Consider the following 20890-nt stretch of genomic DNA (forward strand, 5'->3'; position numbering starts at 1 on the left):
CCATTCCTTCCTATAAAGAGGAACCACTTAAGAGCTGATTCCTCCAAAGGTTTTATTTCACATCGAATTCGCCTTCACCTGATTGTCATATTCTGTGTCCACCTGCTGCATATAAGTCTTGACATCTCCGTCGTTCACGACCATCTCCTGCAGCTTTTTGTAGAACCAGTTGCGGAACTGAGGCTGTATCAAGTTTTCTCCCCACCAGTTATTAATAGCCAAAGACTTTGTAACATTCGGGTCGTTCATCAGATCAAGAGCCACCTGCATGGCTTCCCCGGTCTTATACTTGACTTTCTCTTTCGTAGACGGAATTCCGTTAATGCTCGCAAGATACTGCGAATATTGCTCCGGATCGAAGAAAAAACGAATGAATTTTTTGATCGCTTCCGTTTTCTCAGGGTCCTTGGTTACTTCAGCGGACAAGGACCATCCGGCAGGCGATGGAAGCCCTATAATATTCACTTTGCCCTTGCGATCAGGCACCGCATAGAAGCCGTATTCAAAGTTCGGGTCAGCTTCTTCGATTTGTGAAAACATCCAGGTCCCAGAGTATAGTTGAGCGGCTTTGCTTGTAATCAGAAAGGAAGCCGTTTGATTGTCAGGAGTACTAAGCCAACCTTTATCCACATAATTTTTGAACAGTTCTTTATAATCCGTCATCGCCTGTACGACATTTTCATCCGTAAAGCTGACTTTCTTGGCTGTTTTCTTGGAATTCCAGTTTGGATCTTTTGAATACACATCATCAATAAGAAACTTGTTTACCCAAAATCCCATATGAAAAATGTCTTTTCCACCAACCACAAGCGGAGTCATTCCGGAAGCCTTCAATTTTTCTTGGATGGCAATGAACTCGTCATACGTTTTAGGAAGCTCAGTGATCCCTGCATCCGCATATGCTTTTTTGCTGTAAATAATGCCTTGGGGTGCATTCATTGATAAAGGTGCATTCCACACTTTACCTTCTACTGCCGGAGGTGAATCTAGCAACTGCACTAAGTCTGAAGGCAGCTCAACGATTTTGCCCGCATCAGCAAAAACTTCTGTATCCCGCATCTCTACCAGATCAGGAAACTCGCCAACCGCATCCTTCGTTTTCAGCCAATCGAGGTAGGAGCTGCTGGAGTTTTCACTGTAATCCTTTACTTTAATATCAGGATTGGCCTTCATGAATCTTTGGATGGTATCGGCTATCGCTTTTTTGGCAGCCGGATCTCCTGAGGCATATCCAATGGTAAAGCTCACTTTCTCTCCCTCATGATCAGACCTCGTTCCATTCGTATCGCTGCTGCTTCCACCACAAGCCCCCAAGAACATGGTCGTTGTAAGCACTAGTGCACTTAACGTAAATTTTGCTTTTTTCAGCATAGCTACTGAAACCCCCTCTTTAATGTAATAAAAGCTGTTGAAAGCGGCTGTGCCACATAAGTAAGCGCTTTCGTTATTTAGAATAACATTGGCTGGTTTTTACTTGTATGAACTTTTTTAAGCCTCATATGGGGGGAATTTAAGAATGAAAAAAGAACGGACGAGTCATCCGCTCTTGATGCAGGCTTTACTTTTCAGGGATAGGAAAACAGAGCAGCACAGACGTTCCAATATTTTCATGACTGCTTACGGATAGCCCATATTGTTCTCCGTACATGGAACGTACTCGCTCGTGCACATTTTTTAAACCAACGGATCTGCTGAGAGCATCAGGCTTATTCAGGATTTCAGTTATACGCGCCAAAGTCGCTTTATCCATGCCTACACCATCATCGTAAATCGTTATCGCCAGATTTGTTTCCCTCTTTTCCACAGTGATCGCGACAGTACCTCTTTTCTTCATTCGTAGCCCGTGCTGGATTGCGTTTTCTACGATTGGCTGCAAGGATAATTTTAAGATCGGCCAATCCATTTGAACATCCTGAGAAATATCACAGCGGAGTGTATATCTGTTCTCATAACGGACCGAAATAATATAGAAATAATCATGCAGGTGTTCAAGCTCTCTGGATAGAATTACACGGTCTTCACCGTAATCAATGACGTATTTCAATTGATTGGCCAAGGAGTGAATCATATCAGCGACCTCATCAGCCTCCTTATCCACTGCATTCATCCGTATAACTTCTAAAGTATTGTAGAGATAATGAGGTCTGATTTGGCTTTTTAGTGCATTCAGCTCAGTCTGTTTCTGCTTGATTTGAGCCACATAGGCCTCATCAATGTGTGCTTGAAGACGTTCGACCATCCGGTTAAAGCCTTGGGTCAATCTGCCCATTTCATCGTTGCTGTTCACTGGGAGGTTCATGTCCAATTTTCCAGATTCCACGACAGCCATTTGCTGTATCAGATTTTGGATGGGCGAAGCGAGACGGCGGGAGAACCAGGTACCCATAATAATCAGCACTAACGAGCAGATCAGAATCGCAATATACACGGTAGCCCTCGCGGAAAAAAGCTGATCAAACAACCCCTCGCGATGAATGCCAGCAATCAGCCTACCGTTTAGAAAGGGGATTTCCTCCTGCAACACAAGCATTTCATTTTTATTAGAATTCAATAATAATTTTTCATTCAACCTGGCATCTAAATGACCGAAGTAAATATCATCCTTGCCATCGATCAGTACCAGTTCATCTTGGTCTCCAAGGTAAAGCTCACTTAAAAACCGATTAAACATAGACTTATCGATATCCAGAAACAGCGTACCCACCACTTTATGTTCATGCTTGAGAGAGCCTGAAGTATCGATCAAATTTCGCGCTATAGTGAAAACGTCACGCCTTGCACCGGGAAAATATTGGTCCTGATGAGTTGGGAAGATAGCCACCTTCGAAGGCTGGCTGCTCATTTTCTCTCTCCACTGACGGAAAGGGAGGAATTCGCTTCTAAGCCCCCTATTCTCCCTTTCTTGGTAATAGATTTTCTCGTCGGCTTCCCGCACAAAATAAGCGCCTGTAATATAAGGGTCGCTATATAGTACGGTTTTCAAAAATGAGTCGATAGGAGTTGAATTAATCTGCTCTAGTTCATTGACATTATAGGTTTGGTTCCGACGTATATTTTCTGATAACCCCTCATAACGAACGTTATACATAAGCTTCGAAATATCATTGTACTGCTGGAAGGCAGAATTAATATTGTAGCTCATGTACATCACCATTTGCTGTAAATTGCTGGTTGTATATCGCTCCACATAGCCTGAGAAAATCTGAACGGAAAAGAAACTAAGTGCGAATAAAGGAATAAGCCCAACCAAAATAAAAGAAGCAGAGAATTTAACGAATATACTTTTAGGTATCGGTATCCATGAACGCATGAAGGAGCACCTACTTCATTATGATTGTGGTTGGCGGAAGGATTGCCGATACTCTTGCGGCACCTTGCCGAACTTTTTTTTGAACATATCGCTGAAATGCCTCACATTGTTATATCCTACTTGCTCGGCAATTTCGTACACCATCAGATCACTCTCTATAAGCAGCTTGAGGGCATGTTTCATTCGCACCTCAGTGACGTGGTTTTTAAAATTTTGGCCGGTATGCTTCTTGAAAAAGCTGCTGAAATAGTAAGAGTTCATATAAAAAAGAGCAGCCATAGACTCCAGCGTTATATTGCTTGCATAATGCTCTTCGATATAGGTCTTAATCTTGATAAGTAATGCACTTTCTTTTCCTGTCAGCTTGCTTGCAAGCTGCTGCAGCATTTCCGATAAAATCTCCTCAACAACATGAGCAACATCGGCGTAGGAAGGACAAGGCGTCAATCTTTCCAGTAGGGCTCCTTGCTTGCTACTAATGTATTCCATTCCTCCCCCGATCTCTGTAAGTTCCTGATTGATGGTCAAGATAGAGTTGTAAACCCCCGAAATGGCCAAGTTCTTATTCTCCCCGGTTTGAATCCTGATCTGCTCAAGTAACTGCTCTATCAGTAGTTGAAGCTGTTCCTTCTGCTGGTTAATCAGCGCTTTGACCAAATCAGATTGAAGCTCTGTAATGGTTCTATTCTCTGGCTGGACCCTTGTGAGCTCGTCTCCATACCGAATGACTTGATTCATTCCTATAAAATAATTTATTTTAAGCGCTTTCAAAGCAGAGCGATAGGATTTCGCTGTTTCTTCAATGCTCGTTATACTGAGCCCTATGCCGCACGAAACGCTCAGTTTTAAATAGCTGTTAATTTTATGGTGAAGGTCAGTGGCCAGTTGTAGGGGGTATTCTCTCTGTTCATGTTGGATTAGAATTGCAAAGCCCCCTTCTTTCTGAACCAGCAATCCGTTGCCCGCGTTCAGTTCCTGATCTAATGTCTCTCTAATGATATTGGATAAGGCAAAGTTTACTAGATTGCGTTCCCGCTCCTCCCACTGTGAGCTGTTGGTATTCTCATCAATCTCCAGCACACACACGGTAGTCAATCGGCTTATCGCTATGGCTCCCATTTGCGTGAGTGCGCTGAGTGTCTTTTGTTCCCCATCCAACAACCCGTCAAGCAGCTGTTCTATTGTTGTCGAGCGATTCTTTTTTTCGTAATAAGTCAACATCTCTTTATTGCGCTCGCCGTTGGATTCTTCCCGGAGAATTGAGGCTGCCTTTGCTATTACCTTTTCGAGCTGATTTTTATTTATAGGTTTAACCAGATAATCCAGCGCTCCTAATTGAATAGCTTGACGGGCATAGACAAATTCTTGAAAAGCGCTGATAAAAATAACTTTGGCATGGAATCCTTGTTCATTCAATTCTGAAATAATATCAATGCCGCTTCCACCTGGCATGCTAATATCGCTGATAATGAGGTGAGGTTCATGTATACGTATTAGATCGCGGAGTTCTTTCCCATCATTAGCTTCACCAACAATGGTAATCCCAAGCTCTTTCCAGGAAATCAGTTTTTTTAAGCCGCGTAATATGACAGGTTCATCGTCTGCAAGCAATAATTTAATAGTTTTCATGAATAAGTCCTCCTTGCTTGAGCTTATTACTTGTTTGTATGTTCTTAAGCCCTATTTTTGTTTCATAAAATAACATGCGAATGGAAACATATAAATGAACTTATTGCATCTTTATGTGTGGTTTTTTTAACCAATTGTTTGAATATGCTGGCCTCTACTCCAGTTGTGGACTTCAGCCAATAGTTGCATGTGTTGTTGGAATTCACTAGTTTTTCTGCATATTTCTCTAAAAAAAACAGCATACCTCTCCTTCTCCATTCTGCTATTGTGTTTCTTGAATAAACAGCAAAGGAGGAGATTTTCTGAACAGAATGTATAAACTATACCAAATGAGTATGTGGAGACGAATGACAGCCCTTTTTTCTGCCCTAATTTTTGCCGCCATATGTATACCTTGGTCGCCAGCATCTGCTTCGTTGTCTACAATGGAACTGCCGAAGGCAACCGATGCTGTAGAAATTATGGAAACAACCAACAACGGATTTCTGCATCCCGGGATCGGAGTAACCAAGGACATTCTTGAAAACATGCGGGCACAAATTATGGCGAAGCAGGAACCCTGGTATTCGTATTATAAGGCCATGTTGGTATCGTCAACCACCTCAAAGTCGATTACATCAAGCAACCAAAATCCTATGGAACCAACGAAACCGGCCAGTGATGCTTTTAACAGCCAGAGTTTTAACTCGCGATTTATATCCGATGGTTTGAAAGCGTATACACAAGCGCTGCTATATTATATTTCAGGCGATGAAATCTACCGGGCTAATGCTATGCGCATTATTCGCATTTGGTCCCAAATGGACCCTGCGAAATACACCTATTTCACCGATGCTCACATTCATACTGGGATTCCGCTGAACCGGATGGTAACAGCCGCAGAGATATTGCGGTACTCCAGTTGCAAGACGGAATCCTTGAGGTGGACGGACCAGGATACGGCCAATTTCAGCAACAATCTCATTATTCCGGTTACGGAAACGTTTCTTCACGATAACAATCATTTCATGAACCAACACACTTATCCCCTGCTGGGAGCTATGGCAGGATATATTTTTACAGACAACACCGATAGATATGAAGAGGCTGTAGAATGGTTTACTGTGAACAAAACGGCAACAGATCAAGGAATTAACGGCTCAATTAAACAACTATTTCGTCTAGTTGACACCAATTCTGTAACGGGAGAGAAACTGGATAAACCGGTCATCCAGCACGTGGAAATGGGCAGGGACCAGGCTCACGGCGCGGGAGACATTACAAATGCAGCGATTATTTCCCGAATGCTTCTTGCCCAAGGTACAAAAATAGATCCGGTAAAAGGCACGGTCTCAAATGCTCCGAATGCGGTGGATATTTTTGATTTTCTGGATCACCGAATTCTGACGGCAGCCAATTATTTTTGGCAATACATGTTGGGATATGATACCCCTTGGACCCCAGTGGTTTATACCATGGATGCGAATGGTAACCCAATGGGCATCTATAGGACGATATCCGATTTTTATAGAGGTAGAATGAACACCGCCCAGTTTTGGGACATATACTACTATTATACTTACAGCAAAGGAGTCAATCTCTCAGAGAAGGCGCCATACTTTTATGAAGCGTTTAGAAAACGTATCCCACCAAATTATTATTACAAAGGTACACTATCCAAAGCATGGGAGAGTCCAGACGGAGGCGGTGATTTCTGGTTGTATATTCCTCCGGCAGCCGTTTTGGAGGGGTCAAATAATGTCCCGAAGGAAATGACAAGTGATGCTGTAGTAGAAATTGAAGACCGATACACGGCTCTTGACAGCCGTTCGACAACCAAGCAGGAAGGTACAATTTCCTATGTGGAAATTACAGCAACGGACGAGGGCAGCACTATTGTACCTTTGAATCTTTCCTTCGGTCAGCGAACCTCCACCAAACTCATCGGCTTGAAAATCAGGACCCAAGGAATCGCAACTCTTGAACTAAGTAAAGAAAAAAACTCTGTTCCTTTCCATACGATTTCGCTGCCGGATACAAAAGGACAATGGAGATATGTCACCTTTGATATGTCCATCGACAGAGTTTCATATGCTCAGATGGATGAAAACTATAGTCTTATGTATATGAAGGTAAAGGGAATCGGTGCCCAGGTAGACCTGGATCACTTCCATGTCCTGGCGGGTAGCCAGTTGTCCGTTCCAGCGTTTGCCTCCGGTTCATCCACACTGAACCTATTTACGTATACAGGCGGAACGATCAACGCAGATTTTTCGGCTACGGATTCGAGCGCTTCAGGTATCATTACCTATGAAATGGCAGATGGGCCTAAGGGCGCCATCTTGGATGCCCACACCGGCGCCTTCACTTGGACTCCTACGCAAATCGGAACAAGTTCTTTTACCGTCGTGGTCAGCGACGGAACCTCATTAGCTACGAAACATGTAAAAATTGAGGTGACAGCTGACCGACCATCTGCTGTTACTGCAGCTACCACCGGATATAATTCGGCTGAGAATTATGTGTCAGCCTCCCTTGCGACTTACACAAATGCATATACAGACGTTATCAATCATATTGCAACGGATACAGATGCAGCGTTTTATGCCAAATTGCAAACCGTTCGTGAGGCAGTAGAAGGATTAGAGCTTCTAAATATCAATTTGCAGGATGGAAGCCTCAACTTTGTGAAGATGCTATCTACGTCTTCCTTCGGCAATTATTTATCAAGTCTCACGGATCATAATGACAACAGTTATGTCGCTTACGGATTGGCTTCGAATCAGTACCATACCCTTGACTTTGGAAGTAAGTTTAAAATCAATGCGCATGTTTTCGAGGTCCAAGGCATAAGAAGCTTTCCCGAACGGATCTCCGGTCTTGCCGTGTTTGGCTCGAATGATGAGAAGAATTGGACCCGTTTGACGGATCAGCTCACTGTACGAACCGAAGAAAAGCAACGGCTTTACGTGAGGGATGAGTATAAAAACACCCCTTTCCGCTTTTTCAAGCTGGCGATAATCGAGCCGCAAAGTACGATGTTTGAGATCAGTGAATTGCGAATTTACGGTCAACGTCATGAATTTTAAGTAAAGTGCCCCACACCAAACAAACAATCCTCTACCTATTTGGTAGAGGATTGATGCTTTCTTACGCTTCCTATTATGTATCTGTGCGCACATCATCCCAATCCTGTCCCATGTAACCAGTGAGCCATTTTAGCACACGATGACGTTCATACACTACACCATCATCCAGATTTCCAGGGGCTGGCTGTTTATGAATGCGGCTATCCACACACATCCAGTCGTAACGACAGATTAAATCGGCTTCATCTAAAATTTCCTTGCTACTGCGCAGCCTTGAGCTTGACAGAAAAGCCTCAAATGAGTCAAATTGCTGTAACTTTGAAACAGACAATGGCACGTCGCAAATACCAGTTGGGTCACCTAGCTTCTCAAGATGGCCCAAAGCCCATAACAGAGTCCAAAAGCCTTCATAACGCCAGGAGAACTGGACACCCTCTGACTCATCGTCATACTCATTGGATAGGAACCTCTTCTCTTCTGGTGAAAAGAAACAGTCCGCGCCATACTGATCAGTCACTTGATTTATCATTCGATTCGTATCATCCATGCTTTCGCCCGCACCGATACACTCGCCTTTCAGGGCTACAATACACAAAGCAACGGCACGGCCAGCCACTTCCTTAAGGGAACGGATGCTGTCTGCGGCTTCATCTCCTAGCCTTCCTGGGATCGGCGGCATTTGCGTAAAGCCTTGATCGAGCAATATCTTTTCTGACTGCAGCTTTCGCTCCATCCCGGATTCGCTAATTTGATCCTCTCCGTACAAATAACTAACATGAGCAGTCACTGTATAATCTTCCACTTCCGAACGTCCATTCACATCTAGTAGCAGACTTCCGTCAGGTGCAAGCAAATCACCGCCACCCCGGAACATCAGTCCATCCAGCGAATTTATGATATCAAGTAATTCGGCAAAAAAGGCTTCAGATATATCCTCCTCAGTCTCCACACCAATCACCATATTCAGCGTACTCATTTTGATCAACAGCTTTTGCTGCAACTGTTCGTTTTCAGCAGGAATTTGACTAAAAAAGTTTATCATTCCGTTAAGCATGGAGGCAAACTCCTCCGGATTCGTTTTGCTGGTCATTATGTTAAATCCTTTGATCTTTCTACTAAACCAGCCCCGGCTTTTGACCTCAAACTTAGTTTTGCTTTCATTCACGTGTATCTTGTTGTTGGGATAAATCGACTTTAATAGTCTCTCAACCTGATCCAGATCGAAGGTTGAGCTGTAAAGCGCACAATTTCTCATGATGACCTCCTTATGAAAATACTACGAATAGCCGATGTTTGTTATGGGCACGATTCAACTAACTCTGCAAAATTCGATGCAGTAATGCCTCTCCCTCATTCTCAAACCTTCGGTGTTCCTTCAGAAATTCAGGAACATCTTGCAACCGGGAAGGTCTGTACCCAGGACCGCCACACCCACAGGAATGGTAAGAGTATCCGTTTCGATACAGAAGCTCTACCTTTTTCCACTGCTTGATATCCGTTTGCTTCGGGGCCTGAAAATCATGACCCATGTCATGCATGGGCGTCTGGCATTGCGGACAGACATGAACAAGCCGCTCATATTCATCCTTTGGCATCTCAAAGCGGGATGTTTGCTTATACACCTTCCTACAAGTAAAGCAGGCAAAGATATCTTTGTATGGACCGTACATTGCATATCTACACATATTTTCACCCTCTTCAAAAATTGAAATTGATCTGATATTTTTCTTGAATTATCAAGAATACATTTACAGCGCCACCGTATTAAGAATACATTGATGTCCAGCTGATGTTTCTTTTATATTAGAGCGAAATTACAGAACTAATCAAGCTAAAAGGTCCGTTCTAGCGCATTCCTCGCAGTATTGATGTTATTTTTTATAGCATAAAAATCTTGTTCAAGGCTCGAAATGATTGTAGCATGATGTCTTGAAAGTTAACTAAGAAGACTCCTAAGCCGCAGTCAAATCGGGGCTGGAGCCTTCTTTTTTAAGTAATAAATAGTCAAAGCAGAATGTGCAAATCCCAGACCGACTTTTGGGACAGCCCTCCAGTCTTATAATTCTTGTATGCTGCAGGTCAGCTTCAGACTGATACTCGTTTACACATCTAATGTATATAAGGGCAGGTTTTCCGGTAAAGCCGACGGGCGCTGACAGGTGCTCTGCATCGTATAAAAGGTCTCTTGATCGGAAGAGTCATGGAACGCCCACATCGCTTCCAGCACATGGTAGGCCAGTTCCCCGCTAGCGCGGTGAGGCCGTCCGCTACGGAGAGCATAGGCCATATCGGCAACACCGATACCCCGTGTATTCTCCTTGTATCCCGGCAGCAGCGGTGCCTCTGTCCATTCTTGTTCGCCTAACAGTCTATAGCGAACTGGTCCTCCGAACGTGTTCGGGTCAGGCACCTGTAGCGTGCCATGCGTACCATACACCTCGATCGGTGGCAGAGTGCTTCCACCAAAGATGTCAAAGCTGGTAATCAGCGTACCGACAGCTCCTTGCTTGAAGCGCAACAATCCGGCTACATGGGTCGGAATATCGACCGGGATGGTCTGGCCTTTCTTTTTCTCGCTCGTAATCGTTCGCTGATCCATCGCCTTGCTGGTCATGCCCGAAATAGCAGTAATCGGTCCCAGCAGTTGTACCAGAGCCGTCAAGTAATAAGGGCCCATATCAAACATCGGCCCGCCGCCGACTGCATAATAAAATTCAGGATCGGGATGCCAATGTTCATGCCCACGGCTCATCATGAAAGCTGTAGCAGCTACCGGATTCCCAATGACACCGTCCTCAATCAGCTTCAATGATGTCTGTATACCGGAACCGAAGAAAGTTTCCGGTGCGCAGCCAACAAGTAGTCCTTTTTGACGAGCAAGATCCAAGACAGCCTGGCCCTGCTCACGGGTGACGGCAAGTGGCTTCTCCACATAGACATGCTTGCCAGCCGCAAGAGCTCTGAGACACACCTCGGCGTGAACGGCCGGAATGGTCAAATTAATGATAAGTTCGATCTGCGGGTCAGCTAAAATCTCATCTACTGTATATACGTTCGGAACGTTGAATGCTATCGCCTGCTCCTCTGCTCGACCTTGGTCCAGATCCGCTACTGCGAACAGCTCCAGAATGTCGAAACGATGGCAATTTTCCATGTAAATTCCGCTAATTTTACCACATCCGATAATGCCTACTTTCATTTTGTTCATGCTGGACTCCCTTCTCCTTTAGAAAAAATGGATAATGGCGTTCTTTTATTACATCGGATACCATCCTGTTCGCGCTACTGCTGCTGGTTGTCTGCCATACCCGTGTATGCCTCTGCCAGCGAGCTACCGTAGCTGGTCGCTGCCTGTTTGCCTGCCGCGGTCCACAGGAACCCGCTGCGCATCATCTCGGTCACTTGAGGTATATCTATGATATCTGCGTGATGACCTAGCGAATTGTAGAATACGCGTCCGCTTCCCCACCGCTTTGTCCATACAACAGGCATATCCACCGGCCCATTAGCCGAATGAGGTCCTGGTACGACCGGGAAGCGTGTGGTTGCCAGCACCTCAACTGCAGGGTCTACATGGAGGTAGTACTGCTCGCTTTTGACCTGAAAATCCTCAATATGGTCCAGCAGCGGGCTGGAGCCACGCTTTATGTTCACCATATACTCCACCCCATCATTACCGGGATGAGCAACCCATTGCCCGCCTGTCATGAACTGCCAGTCCACGTTGTTCCGAAAGGCATCACACATGCCACCGTGACAGCCTGCCAGACCTACACCGCTTTGAACCGCTGCTGAGACATTATTGACTAGTTCCTGCTCGATCTGGCCCATAGTCCACATTGGAATGATCAGGTCCAGGCCAAGCAGTTTCTCCGCATCCTGGTAGGCATCAAGGGTATTAGACACCTCCACCTCGAACTGTTCTTCCTTTAAAATGCGTTCAAAAATAGCCGCCACCTGCTCGGGCTCATGTCCGTTCCATCCACCCCATACAATCAGTGCCTTGCGCATCTATAATCCACTCACCTTTCGGAATGTGTTGTTATACTACATTTCTTCAATGGATACCCAGCGACGTTCCTTTATAGATCGTTCTACTGCTTCAAGCACAGCCTGACAAGCGACCCCGTCGTGGAAATTCGGCGAAGGTTGCCGTCCTTCGGAGATGGCACTCAACATCTCAAGCATCTCGTGGGTGAAGGTATGCTCAAATCCGATTGTATGTCCTGCAGGCCACCAGGCTTCGGAATACTTGTGTGCTGGATCGGTGGCGAGCACGCGGCGGAAGCCCTGAACGTCTTCCTCATCCTGTGTGAAATACACTTCCAGTTCATTCATCCGCTCAAAGTCAAACCGTACACTGCCTAGACTACCGTTGATTTCGAATGAATTTGTGCTCCGATGTCCGGCAGCAAAGCGTGTGGCCTCGAAGCTGCCCAGCGCACCTCCAGCAAAGCGTGCTAGGAACAGCGTGGCATCATCGACCGTCACTTCTCCCATTGGTGCATTGGCCTCGGTACTCCTTTTGGAGCTCAATCCGCTCATCTCCATAGCCAGCGGACGCTGTTTGATGAACGTCTCGCTCATGCCGATAACTTCGTCGAACTCGCCGACCAGAAACCGAGCGAGATCAATCAGATGGGCGCCAAGGTCTCCATGAGAGCCAGAACCGGCCACTTCTTTTTGCAACCGCCATACCAGCGGAAAGGACGGGTCCATGATCCAGTCTTGAAGGAAAAACGCACGGAAATGATAGATTTTGCCTAGGCGACCGCTTTCGACGAGCTGCTTCGCCAGCTGGACAGCCGGAGAAAAGCGGTAGTTGAAGCCAATCATATGGTTGACTCCTGCTTTCTCTGCTGCCTGCAACATGTCACGGGAATCTGCCAGTGAAAGCGCAAGCGGCTTCTCACAAAACAGATGCTTGCCATGGAGGGCAGCCTCGATAACAATTTCCTTATGGGCATTACTCGGGGCGTTAATGTCAATGAGATCAATATCGTTACGCTTCACTAGATCACGCCAATCCGTAACACTCTCGGTCCAGCCGAACTGGCGGGCAGCCGCCTGAACCCCCTGCTCGTTACGTCCACAGATGACGGACATCTCTGGCTGCAGCGGGGCATCTGGGAAGAACATAGGTAGACTACGGTAAGCGTTGCTGTGAGCCTTGCCCATAAATTTGTAGCCAACCATTCCAATACGAAGACGATTAGACATGTCGTGATCCTCCTTATAGGTATGAGTTTCAACGAATTATTGATGAATGGTGTTATTGACGAATGGATGACGCCCTAATAATCAGCTCTGTGGACAGAAGTTCTCTTATTGAGTCGCACCCAGCCCCAGTCAGTTCCAGAGCCGGAATGTGGTCCTGAGAATCGGGTATAAGCTTCGAGGCTGCAAGCTCCCCCATCTCATAAAAAGGAACACGAACACTGCTTAGTGGGGGAACAGCCATCTCAGCCGCATCCGAATCGTCATATCCCACAAATGCTGGGAACTGGTCAATTGCCAGTCCGCGCTCACGGAGACCCTGCATTACGCCGAGGGCCATCCGGTCGTTCGCCGCAAATACGGCATCAATATCATCTAATTTGTCTGCGATGGTAGCCGACGCTTCCAGCCCGCTTCGACGACTGTAATTGCCTTGCAGAATCAGCTCATAGTCATATTCAATACCAGCCTCCTGAAGCGCGATGAGATAACCCTTCAAGCGCTCCGTACTGTTGGAATAGATATCCGGACCGTTGAGAAAGGCTATCCGCTTGCACCCCTGCTCAATGAGATGACTAACGGCCACCCGGCTTCCTTCTACATGGTCTGCATCCACTTCACAGAACGACTGCCCTTCGAAATGGTGATTCATGACACAGAACGGTCGCCCCTCTTGCTGAAGTCTCTTCAGAGCCTCCACCTCATCGTGGTCATCTCTTGCTCCAAGGATGATACAACTGTCGACCTTCTGCTGACGGAAAAGACTGCTGTAGTCCATCCGTTCCCCCGGTTTTCGGAATAATAGTAGTAGATCGAGCCCGCTGTCTCTGGCTTTATTGCCGATGCCGCTCAGCATCTCAGAGAAAAAATAAGCAGAGAACAGATGCGCCTTCGGGACATAAGGCATAACCACACCAAGATGGCCACTCTTGCTTCGGGCAAAGTTGCGGGCCAATGCACTGGGAACATATCCAAGTTGGTTGGCAACGTCCAGGACCCTTTTCCGCGTATCTTCCTTAATAGGACCGGTCGCGTTCAATACTCGAGACACCGTCGCTTCAGACACGCCAGCGAGTTCTGCTACTTCCTTGCGCGAAACGATATTTCCCACCTCCAATCATTTTATGTACGCGCGTACATTTTCTCATGCTGCTTTACCTCTGTCAATCCCGAAAAGCGTGCCCTATGGATATATAAGCTTTTTCCTCCACAAATTCTCTCTAGGGCTTAAGTAAGCTGATCATTCCCACTCCTATCATCAGCACCGTAATTCCCACAAGTATAGCTATCCATTCCTGAGAACTTTTCTTTTCCTTAAATATTAAAATGCTACCGACACAAGCAATCGCAATGCTCGCTTGAGAGATCGGAAAACTAGCCGCCATGCCGATCAAACCGTTGGAAATAAATAGTGCTAGATTAGCAATGCTCCAAACCAATCCTGTAGACAAATTGCGAAGTACTGGAGAGAATCGCAGCCGATGTTTGCCTTTCAGATTCATGACTATGGCCGAGCATAACATCCCGAGCGATTGCGGCAGAATGATGGACAGCCTAGATATATTAAAGTACTGATTGATAACTACATAACTGCTTAACGCTAACCCGGAGCAAAACAGCATCATGATAATTCGTAGCGGCAAAGGCTTAGACAGCTCAGTAGACTTGTCCTGATAGCTGGTCAATAGAACTCCCGCCAAAATACATATAAGAGAACCAACACCCATCCCATATTGGTAACCTGTTATCCATTCACCCAAGATAAGTGCGGCAAATAGCGTCGTCCCTATCAACTGTAGACCGCAAATTACAGGAATGGCAATGGATACGCTTACTTTTTGGAAAGTTCGAAACTGGAGCAATTGTCCAGCGGCCCAGAAAATACCGGATATAAAACTTATCCCAAAAGGAATCGGTGCTAATGAGGCTGGCTGAATGATATACAAGCACAGGGCAAACAACACAGCACCAATAACAGTACCTGTCAGCTGTTCTCGGGGACTGGCTTTAGTCATATACGCCAATATCGGCATGACTCCCCAGCCGACAGCTGGAATAAAAGCAGTTAAGAAATCCACGCACGGTTCTCCTCCCGCAAAAGTACTCTTCCTACAATCGCTAAAAATACCATGCAGGAAAAAACCAACAATTTTACGATAGCAAAAAAAACCGCTTTCAAATACTAATATTTTTATAGATTTATATAGTAAAACCAAAGAAGTTGTTCCCTATATGTGCTTCTCCCACAATTATATAGAATCAGATCCAATATATTTTAAGCTCTGAACTGGGATGTGTATTCAAATCCTGAAAATCATATTCTGGTCCATTCGCACCTTCCTCGTACTTTTCCCAACATAGAATCTATGTTTGTTAATTTATCACTATAGCATAAGTTAAGGATGACAAATAACAAGAAATAAGGTTGAACTTAACTATAAATTTCCTTTGGAAGATTCTTTGTTTTTCCCATAATACGCTTAAAAAAAGTAATGTATTTTCTATCCCTGGCTTTGTTATGCTGAGTTCAATAATAACGCTTTCAACAGGTCTGTTATATTTTGAAAGGAGCTATGTACATGGCTAGTATACAAGTTAACCCAAAGGAACGTACATTTCACTTAACGAACAAATACTGCAGTTATCTTTTCCGTGTCATGGAGAACGGGCAATTGGAGCATTTATATTATGGCAAAAAAATGGAGTACCTAGGTCAATATGACCGTTTTATTGAACGAAGCTACCGCTCTGTGTCTGTCGGTGAATTTGATGGCGACTTGGTAACATCATTGGAAAGCATTAAGCAGGAATTTCCTTCTTCGGGAAGCGGAGACTTTAGAGAACCAGCAGTTGAGATCATACAGGAGGACGGTTCTCATGTCATGGAGTTCATTTTTGACCGTTACGAGGTCATCACGGGGAAACCTAAAATCCCCCATCTCCCTGCTACGTTTTGTAAGGAAGCAGATGAAGCAGAGACACTCCTGATCACGCTGACCGATTCCCTTACAGGGGCGGTTGCCGTACTTGCTTACACCATCTTCAGTGAACTGCCTGTAATCACGAGATCCGTATCCATAACGAATTCCGGAAATAGTACTCTGAGAGTCAACCGTCTAATGAGCATGAGCCTTGATCTTCCTGACTCCGAATATGAATTTGTTCATTTGTCGGGGGCATGGGGTAGGGAACGACATGTGGAGCGTACACCACTCAGACCAGGTGTTCAGTCCATTGGGAGCACACGAGGAATTAGTAGTCATATTCACAATCCATTCATGGCGCTTGCCAAACCGGGGTCTCAGGAACACCAAGGAGAAGTATATGCAGTTAATCTCGTCTACAGTGGAAACTTTCTTGCCCAGGCGGAAGTGGACAGCTACTCAACTACCCGACTGAGCCTCGGTATTCATCCTGACAAATTCTGCTGGACTCTGAAGCCTGGAGAATGTTTTTATTCGCCCGAAGCAGTTATGGTCTACTCACAGAACGGTTTGAACGGAATGAGCCAGGCGTTCCATCGCCTATACAATAAACACTTAATTCGTAGTAGCTGGGCCGAACGGGAACGACCTGTATTAATCAATAACTGGGAGGGAACCTACTTTGATTTTACCGAGAAGAAAATAGTGGATATGGCTAAAAAAGCAAGTGAACTAGGGATTGAGCTCTTTGTCTTGGATGACGGTTGGTTCGGTCAAAGAAACAATGATACTTCCTCACTCGGTGACTGGTTTGAAAATCGTGAAAAGCTACCGAACGGAATCTCGAATTTGGCAAAGAAGATCAATGAGCTCGGTATGAAATTCGGTCTTTGGTTCGAGCCGGAAATGGTTAACTCCGACTCTCATATTATGAGGGAACATCCAGACTGGGTTGTGGGAACACCCGGGCGTAAACGCAAGCATGGACGGCATCAGTATGTTCTTGATTATTCCCAACCGCCTGTTGTGAATTACCTGTTTAAGTTAATGGATGACGTGCTCTCTTCTGCTCATATCGAATATGTAAAATGGGATATGAATCGCTGCATTTCAGAAGCCTATTCATTATCACTTGGCAAGGAAAGACAGGGCGAGTTTTTCCATCGTTACGTCCTAGGCGTGTATGCTTTATATGAGAAGCTGATTACCAAATACCCTGAGATTTTGTTTGAGTCCTGTGCTTCCGGTGGAGGACGGTTTGATCCAGGGATGCTTTATTATGCTCCGCAAACATGGACGAGCGACGATAGCGAAGCTATTGAACGTCTTAAGATTCAGTATGGCACTTCCATGGCTTATCCGCTTAGTAGCATGGGTGCTCATGTGTCAACCATTCCGAACCACCAGGTAGGCAGAACTGCACCATTACAAACCAGATCAAATGTCGCCTACTTCGGTGTATTCGGTTATGAACTTGATCCATTAGCTTTGACCGAGGAAGAGTGCAGTATAATCAAAAAACAAATACAATTGTATAAACGTCACCAACGATTAGTTACCCAGGGAACGTTTTATCGTCTGCTAAGTCCTTTTGACAAAAATGAGACAGCTTGGATGACTATTGATGCAGAACGTGAGCATGCTCTCGTCGGCTGGTACCAGGTGCTCTCGCGCCCCAATGCAGCTTATTCACGGCTAAAGCTCATCGGACTGGACGAAAAGGCAGTATATTTCGTGGAAGAACTGGACCGACGTTTTACTGGCAGCGAGTTAATGAACATCGGACTTATACTCACCCCACCTTATCAGGCTGACCAGGATTTTAATATTGCGGAGAAATGTGATTTTTCATCTCAATTATTCACTTTAACTAAAGAGACTTCCTCTTAAACATATCGTACCGGGTGAAATCATTTTTGTGTAAATCTGATGATTTTACCCGGTACAACTCTCTGAAAATAAGGGTTTCCTTCAATCCATTCTGCATAGCTACGAAAGACTTGAAGAATTAAATCACAGACCCGTTCTTCTCTCCAACTCCTCTGTATATCTCGCGCCCATCAATGTGATTTGTGAGGCTGCGTTGCTAATGTTCCGCACATCTTCAGACGTAAGCTGAAGGGTCACGGCACCTAGATTTTCTTCCAAACGACTCAATTTCCGCGTGCCCGGAATCGGAACGATCCACGGCTTTTGGGCAAGCAGTCAGGCGAGTGCAACTTGGGCTGGTGTTGCCTTTAACTGCTCAGCCATCTCTTTAAGCAGGTCCACCAGCACCTGATTGGTCTCTAGCGCTTCTGAAGTAAAACGCGGAAGAATATTGCGCAAATCACCATGACTGAATGTCGTGTCTGCGTTAAAACTCCCCGTTAGGTACCCCTTGCCCAAAGGACTGAACGGAATGAAGCCAATGCCGAGCTCTTCAAGCGCAGGAAGGAGTTCCTCTTCGGGACGTCTCCACCACAGAGAATATTCACTCTGAATTGCAGTGAGCGGCTGAACGGCGTGTGCTCGACGGATCGTCTGCACTCCTGCTTCAGATAATCCCCAGTGCTTCACCTTTCCTTCTCGGATCAGATCTTGCACGGCTCCCGCTACCTCTTCAATTGGCACATCTGGATCGACCCGGTGCTGATAATACAGATCGATGGCTTCAATCTTTAGACGTTTAAGCGATGCTTCGGCAACTTTCTTGATATGCTCAGGGCGACTGTTCAGACCGAACTGCTTGCCATCCTGAATATGGAAGCCGAATTTCGTGGCAATCACGACTTGGTCGCGAACAGGAAGAAGCGCTTCGCCTAAAAGTTCCTCATTCGTATAAGGTCCGTATACTTCGGCGGTATCAAAGAAAGTTACGCCGCGCTCGACTGCTTCCCGAATGACTGAGATCATTTTCTTTGGATCAGAAGCTGGGCCATAACCGTAGCTCATTCCCATGCATCCAAGCCCCATCGCAGAAACTTCCAGACCGCTATTTCCCAATTTACGCTTTTGCATCGTAATTCATCCTTCCTTAAGACGTTAATTATCTTTGTTTAGTTAATTGGCTTACGATTCTGTCAAGAGAACTATTATATAATTGTTTGAAACCTTCATGCTCTTCAAACTCTATTAATGTGATAAGCCTTTGAACCAATAAGTTCCTAAACCAACGATTCAAATGATTCATCTTCTCCCTCTGTTGAAAATTGTTCTTGTTAAATGCCGTTATCTTGAACCCACTTCCTATTCCGTTATCCACCTCCTTGCTTGATTCTGTGAGTTTAGTTTTATTATGCCAAACAGAAGAAGCAAAGCGGTATCTCATTTGTCTTAATTGATTGCCTGATCCTATCACCACTACTTTTGTTACAGGCAGTTGCGTTTTATAATGGAGCCAGACAAACTCGCAAGGAGGATTTGAATGTCGGAGAACATTCTTGAACGACAAAAAGAGCTCACCAGTTTGATCGAGCGTCACTCACTTCAAAATAGTTCGAGGGAAACAGCAATTCCTTCCCTTTTTTTCTATCAGCATTCCAGCAAAACCGAGCCTGTTTACCGGGTTTACAAACCTTCCTTTTGTTTTGTTGTTCAAGGTTTGAAAGAAATTTTGCTGGCACAGGAAAATTTCAAATATGGACCTTCCGATTATCTGATCGCGTCTATGAATCTGCCAGTGATCGGTCAAATTATAAAAGCTTCTCCAGGATCTCCTTACCTAAGTCTCAAGCTCGAATTTACCCATAATCAGATCCTTGAGGTACTGAACGATTCTAAAATCCAGGTCAAATTAAAAGAAAACGCCAAACGTGCCTTATTCGTCGGCCGAATGGAACCGTCTATTCAGGATGCTGTGCTTAGACTTGCCCGCCTGCTGGATACTCCAGAAGAAATCCCGTTTCTCGCCCCACTCTACACAAAAGAGATTCTGTACAGACTCCTTCAGGGCCCCTATGGAGCCGAATTGGCTCAGATTGCGGTCGAAGGAAGCAGCACCTATCGAATCCGGGAAGCTATCGACTATATTGTTCAACATTGGGATCAGTCTTTTCGGATCGAAGATCTTGCAGAGACCGCCAGTATGAGCATTTCCTCATTCCATCGGCATTTTAAAGAAGTAACCTCCATGAGCCCGATCTAGTTTCAGAAACAGCTGAGACTTCAGGAAGCCCGTCGTATCTTAATGGCTGAATCGGCGGATGCCGCGGATGTCGCTTACAGGATTGGTTACGAGAGTTCTTCCCAATTTAGCCGTGAATACTCTCGCATGTTCGGTGCTCCCCCAAGAGCGGACATCAAGCGATTGAGGGAAAAATACGACCAGGTCCTATGATTTGCTGGATAAGCTGATCGCCACACATTGATGAACTCCGAAGATTGTGCAATGAATCGGCCCATTTGAGCTTTACAGAAGCCGAAATGATCTGGTTTGAATATTTTGAGGCTAATTATTTATTTTTCTCCACAATGCTGGTGAGTAAGGGCGCTCCTTACTTCCGCACTCAATTCCTTGAATTTATGATGGATGAACTTCGGGAAGAGGTCGACATGAATGAAGAGAGAAATCGAGGATTAAACAAAGAAGTAGTTGTCCGTTATGCAGCGTCCGCTGTAGTGCGGATCATGGAGTGGTGGTTTATGAACGAAAAACCTCTCCCACCGGTCGAGATGGCCGAGCAAATTGGCATGCTTTTAGACCGAAAATTGTGAATCTGGGCGAAAAAAGAGTAGCAGACGTATCTATCTGCTACTCTCAC

13 protein-coding genes and 2 pseudogenes are annotated in these 20890 nt (G+C 45.3%); 4 read left to right on the forward strand and 11 right to left on the reverse strand.

The features are described from left to right. Positions 1 to 57 precede the first annotated feature (57 nt). The 3 genes from MKX36_RS12730 to MKX36_RS12740 form a co-directional block, all read right to left on the reverse strand. Complete coding sequence (locus tag MKX36_RS12730) at positions 58 to 1371, reverse strand: ABC transporter substrate-binding protein (RefSeq protein ID WP_340864825.1); 1314 nt, start codon at positions 1369 to 1371, stop codon at positions 58 to 60. Positions 1372 to 1558: 187 nt separating this feature from the next. After that, entirely contained in the window at positions 1559 to 3310 is a 1752-nt protein-coding gene (locus tag MKX36_RS12735; protein ID WP_090890628.1) for a cache domain-containing sensor histidine kinase, read from the reverse strand. An 18-nt stretch (positions 3311 to 3328) separates the two neighbouring features. Continuing rightward, entirely contained in the window at positions 3329 to 4939 is a 1611-nt protein-coding gene (locus MKX36_RS12740) for a response regulator (protein ID WP_340864826.1), read from the reverse strand. A 311-nt stretch (positions 4940 to 5250) separates the two neighbouring features. Here MKX36_RS12740 and MKX36_RS12745 point away from each other — a divergent pair, with 311 nt between their 5' ends. Next, positions 5251 to 8007: an Ig domain-containing protein gene (locus tag MKX36_RS12745; RefSeq protein WP_340864827.1), complete on the forward strand. Its 2757-nt coding sequence runs from the start codon at positions 5251 to 5253 to the stop codon at positions 8005 to 8007. Positions 8008 to 8080: 73 nt separating this feature from the next. On the opposite strand, the gene MKX36_RS12750 is transcribed toward MKX36_RS12745, so the two are convergent. The 7 genes from MKX36_RS12750 to MKX36_RS12780 all read right to left on the reverse strand — a co-directional run bounded on the left by MKX36_RS12750 (position 8081) and on the right by MKX36_RS12780 (position 15302). Further along, positions 8081 to 9262: a DUF4272 domain-containing protein gene (locus MKX36_RS12750; RefSeq protein WP_031461506.1), complete on the reverse strand. Its 1182-nt coding sequence runs from the start codon at positions 9260 to 9262 to the stop codon at positions 8081 to 8083. A gap of 58 nt (positions 9263 to 9320) precedes the next feature. After that, positions 9321 to 9692, reverse strand: a complete 372-nt coding sequence (locus MKX36_RS12755) for a hypothetical protein (RefSeq protein WP_025364944.1) — start codon at positions 9690 to 9692, stop codon at positions 9321 to 9323. A 416-nt stretch (positions 9693 to 10108) separates the two neighbouring features. Next, complete coding sequence (locus tag MKX36_RS12760; protein WP_031461507.1) at positions 10109 to 11215, reverse strand: Gfo/Idh/MocA family protein; 1107 nt, start codon at positions 11213 to 11215, stop codon at positions 10109 to 10111. Between the two features lie 74 nt (positions 11216 to 11289). Further along, entirely contained in the window at positions 11290 to 12018 is a 729-nt protein-coding gene (locus tag MKX36_RS12765) for a ThuA domain-containing protein (RefSeq protein WP_016820829.1), read from the reverse strand. Positions 12019 to 12054: 36 nt separating this feature from the next. Continuing rightward, on the reverse strand, positions 12055 to 13227 hold the full coding sequence (locus MKX36_RS12770) for a Gfo/Idh/MocA family protein (protein WP_016820828.1): 1173 nt from the start codon (positions 13225 to 13227) through the stop codon (positions 12055 to 12057). A gap of 52 nt (positions 13228 to 13279) precedes the next feature. After that, on the reverse strand, positions 13280 to 14341 hold the full coding sequence (locus tag MKX36_RS12775) for a LacI family DNA-binding transcriptional regulator (protein WP_290409948.1): 1062 nt from the start codon (positions 14339 to 14341) through the stop codon (positions 13280 to 13282). 103 nt (positions 14342 to 14444) lie between these two features. Beyond that, positions 14445 to 15302 (reverse strand): GRP family sugar transporter, encoded by an 858-nt coding sequence (locus tag MKX36_RS12780; protein WP_340864828.1) that lies wholly within the window; start codon positions 15300 to 15302, stop codon positions 14445 to 14447. Positions 15303 to 15803: 501 nt separating this feature from the next. On the opposite strand from MKX36_RS12780, the gene MKX36_RS12785 reads away from it, so the two are divergent. Beyond that, a complete protein-coding gene (locus tag MKX36_RS12785; RefSeq protein WP_340864829.1) occupies positions 15804 to 18038 on the forward strand; it encodes an alpha-galactosidase in 2235 nt (744 codons plus the stop codon). 123 nt (positions 18039 to 18161) lie between these two features. Here MKX36_RS12785 and MKX36_RS12790 read toward each other — a convergent pair. Beyond that, positions 18162 to 19148: pseudogene (locus tag MKX36_RS12790) on the reverse strand (aldo/keto reductase). A gap of 406 nt (positions 19149 to 19554) precedes the next feature. On the opposite strand from MKX36_RS12790, the pseudogene MKX36_RS12795 reads away from it, so the two are divergent. Together MKX36_RS12795 and MKX36_RS12800 are read left to right on the forward strand one after the other, a co-directional pair. Next, positions 19555 to 20466: pseudogene (locus MKX36_RS12795) on the forward strand (AraC family transcriptional regulator N-terminal domain-containing protein). 65 nt (positions 20467 to 20531) lie between these two features. Continuing rightward, positions 20532 to 20843, forward strand: a complete 312-nt coding sequence (locus MKX36_RS12800; protein WP_340864830.1) for a TetR-like C-terminal domain-containing protein — start codon at positions 20532 to 20534, stop codon at positions 20841 to 20843. Positions 20844 to 20890: the final 47 nt, after the last annotated feature.

The sequence above is a fragment of the Paenibacillus sp. FSL W8-0439 genome (assembly GCF_038008995.1).
GTDB classification, from domain to species: Bacteria; Bacillota; Bacilli; order Paenibacillales; family Paenibacillaceae; genus Paenibacillus; species Paenibacillus polymyxa.

Coding starts and splice junctions, on each gene's coding strand:
- MKX36_RS12765 (WP_016820829.1), bottom strand. CDS start 12,018: ATGCGCAAGGCACTGATTGTATGGGGTGGATGGAACGGACATGAGCCC.
- MKX36_RS12745 (WP_340864827.1), top strand. CDS start 5,251: ATGTATAAACTATACCAAATGAGTATGTGGAGACGAATGACAGCCCTT.
- MKX36_RS12730 (WP_340864825.1), bottom strand. CDS start 1,371: ATGCTGAAAAAAGCAAAATTTACGTTAAGTGCACTAGTGCTTACAACG.
- MKX36_RS12735 (WP_090890628.1), bottom strand. CDS start 3,310: ATGCGTTCATGGATACCGATACCTAAAAGTATATTCGTTAAATTCTCT.
- MKX36_RS12760 (WP_031461507.1), bottom strand. CDS start 11,215: ATGAACAAAATGAAAGTAGGCATTATCGGATGTGGTAAAATTAGCGGA.
- MKX36_RS12740 (WP_340864826.1), bottom strand. CDS start 4,939: ATGAAAACTATTAAATTATTGCTTGCAGACGATGAACCTGTCATATTA.
- MKX36_RS12755 (WP_025364944.1), bottom strand. CDS start 9,692: ATGTGTAGATATGCAATGTACGGTCCATACAAAGATATCTTTGCCTGC.
- MKX36_RS12770 (WP_016820828.1), bottom strand. CDS start 13,227: ATGTCTAATCGTCTTCGTATTGGAATGGTTGGCTACAAATTTATGGGC.
- MKX36_RS12785 (WP_340864829.1), top strand. CDS start 15,804: ATGGCTAGTATACAAGTTAACCCAAAGGAACGTACATTTCACTTAACG.
- MKX36_RS12750 (WP_031461506.1), bottom strand. CDS start 9,262: ATGAGAAATTGTGCGCTTTACAGCTCAACCTTCGATCTGGATCAGGTT.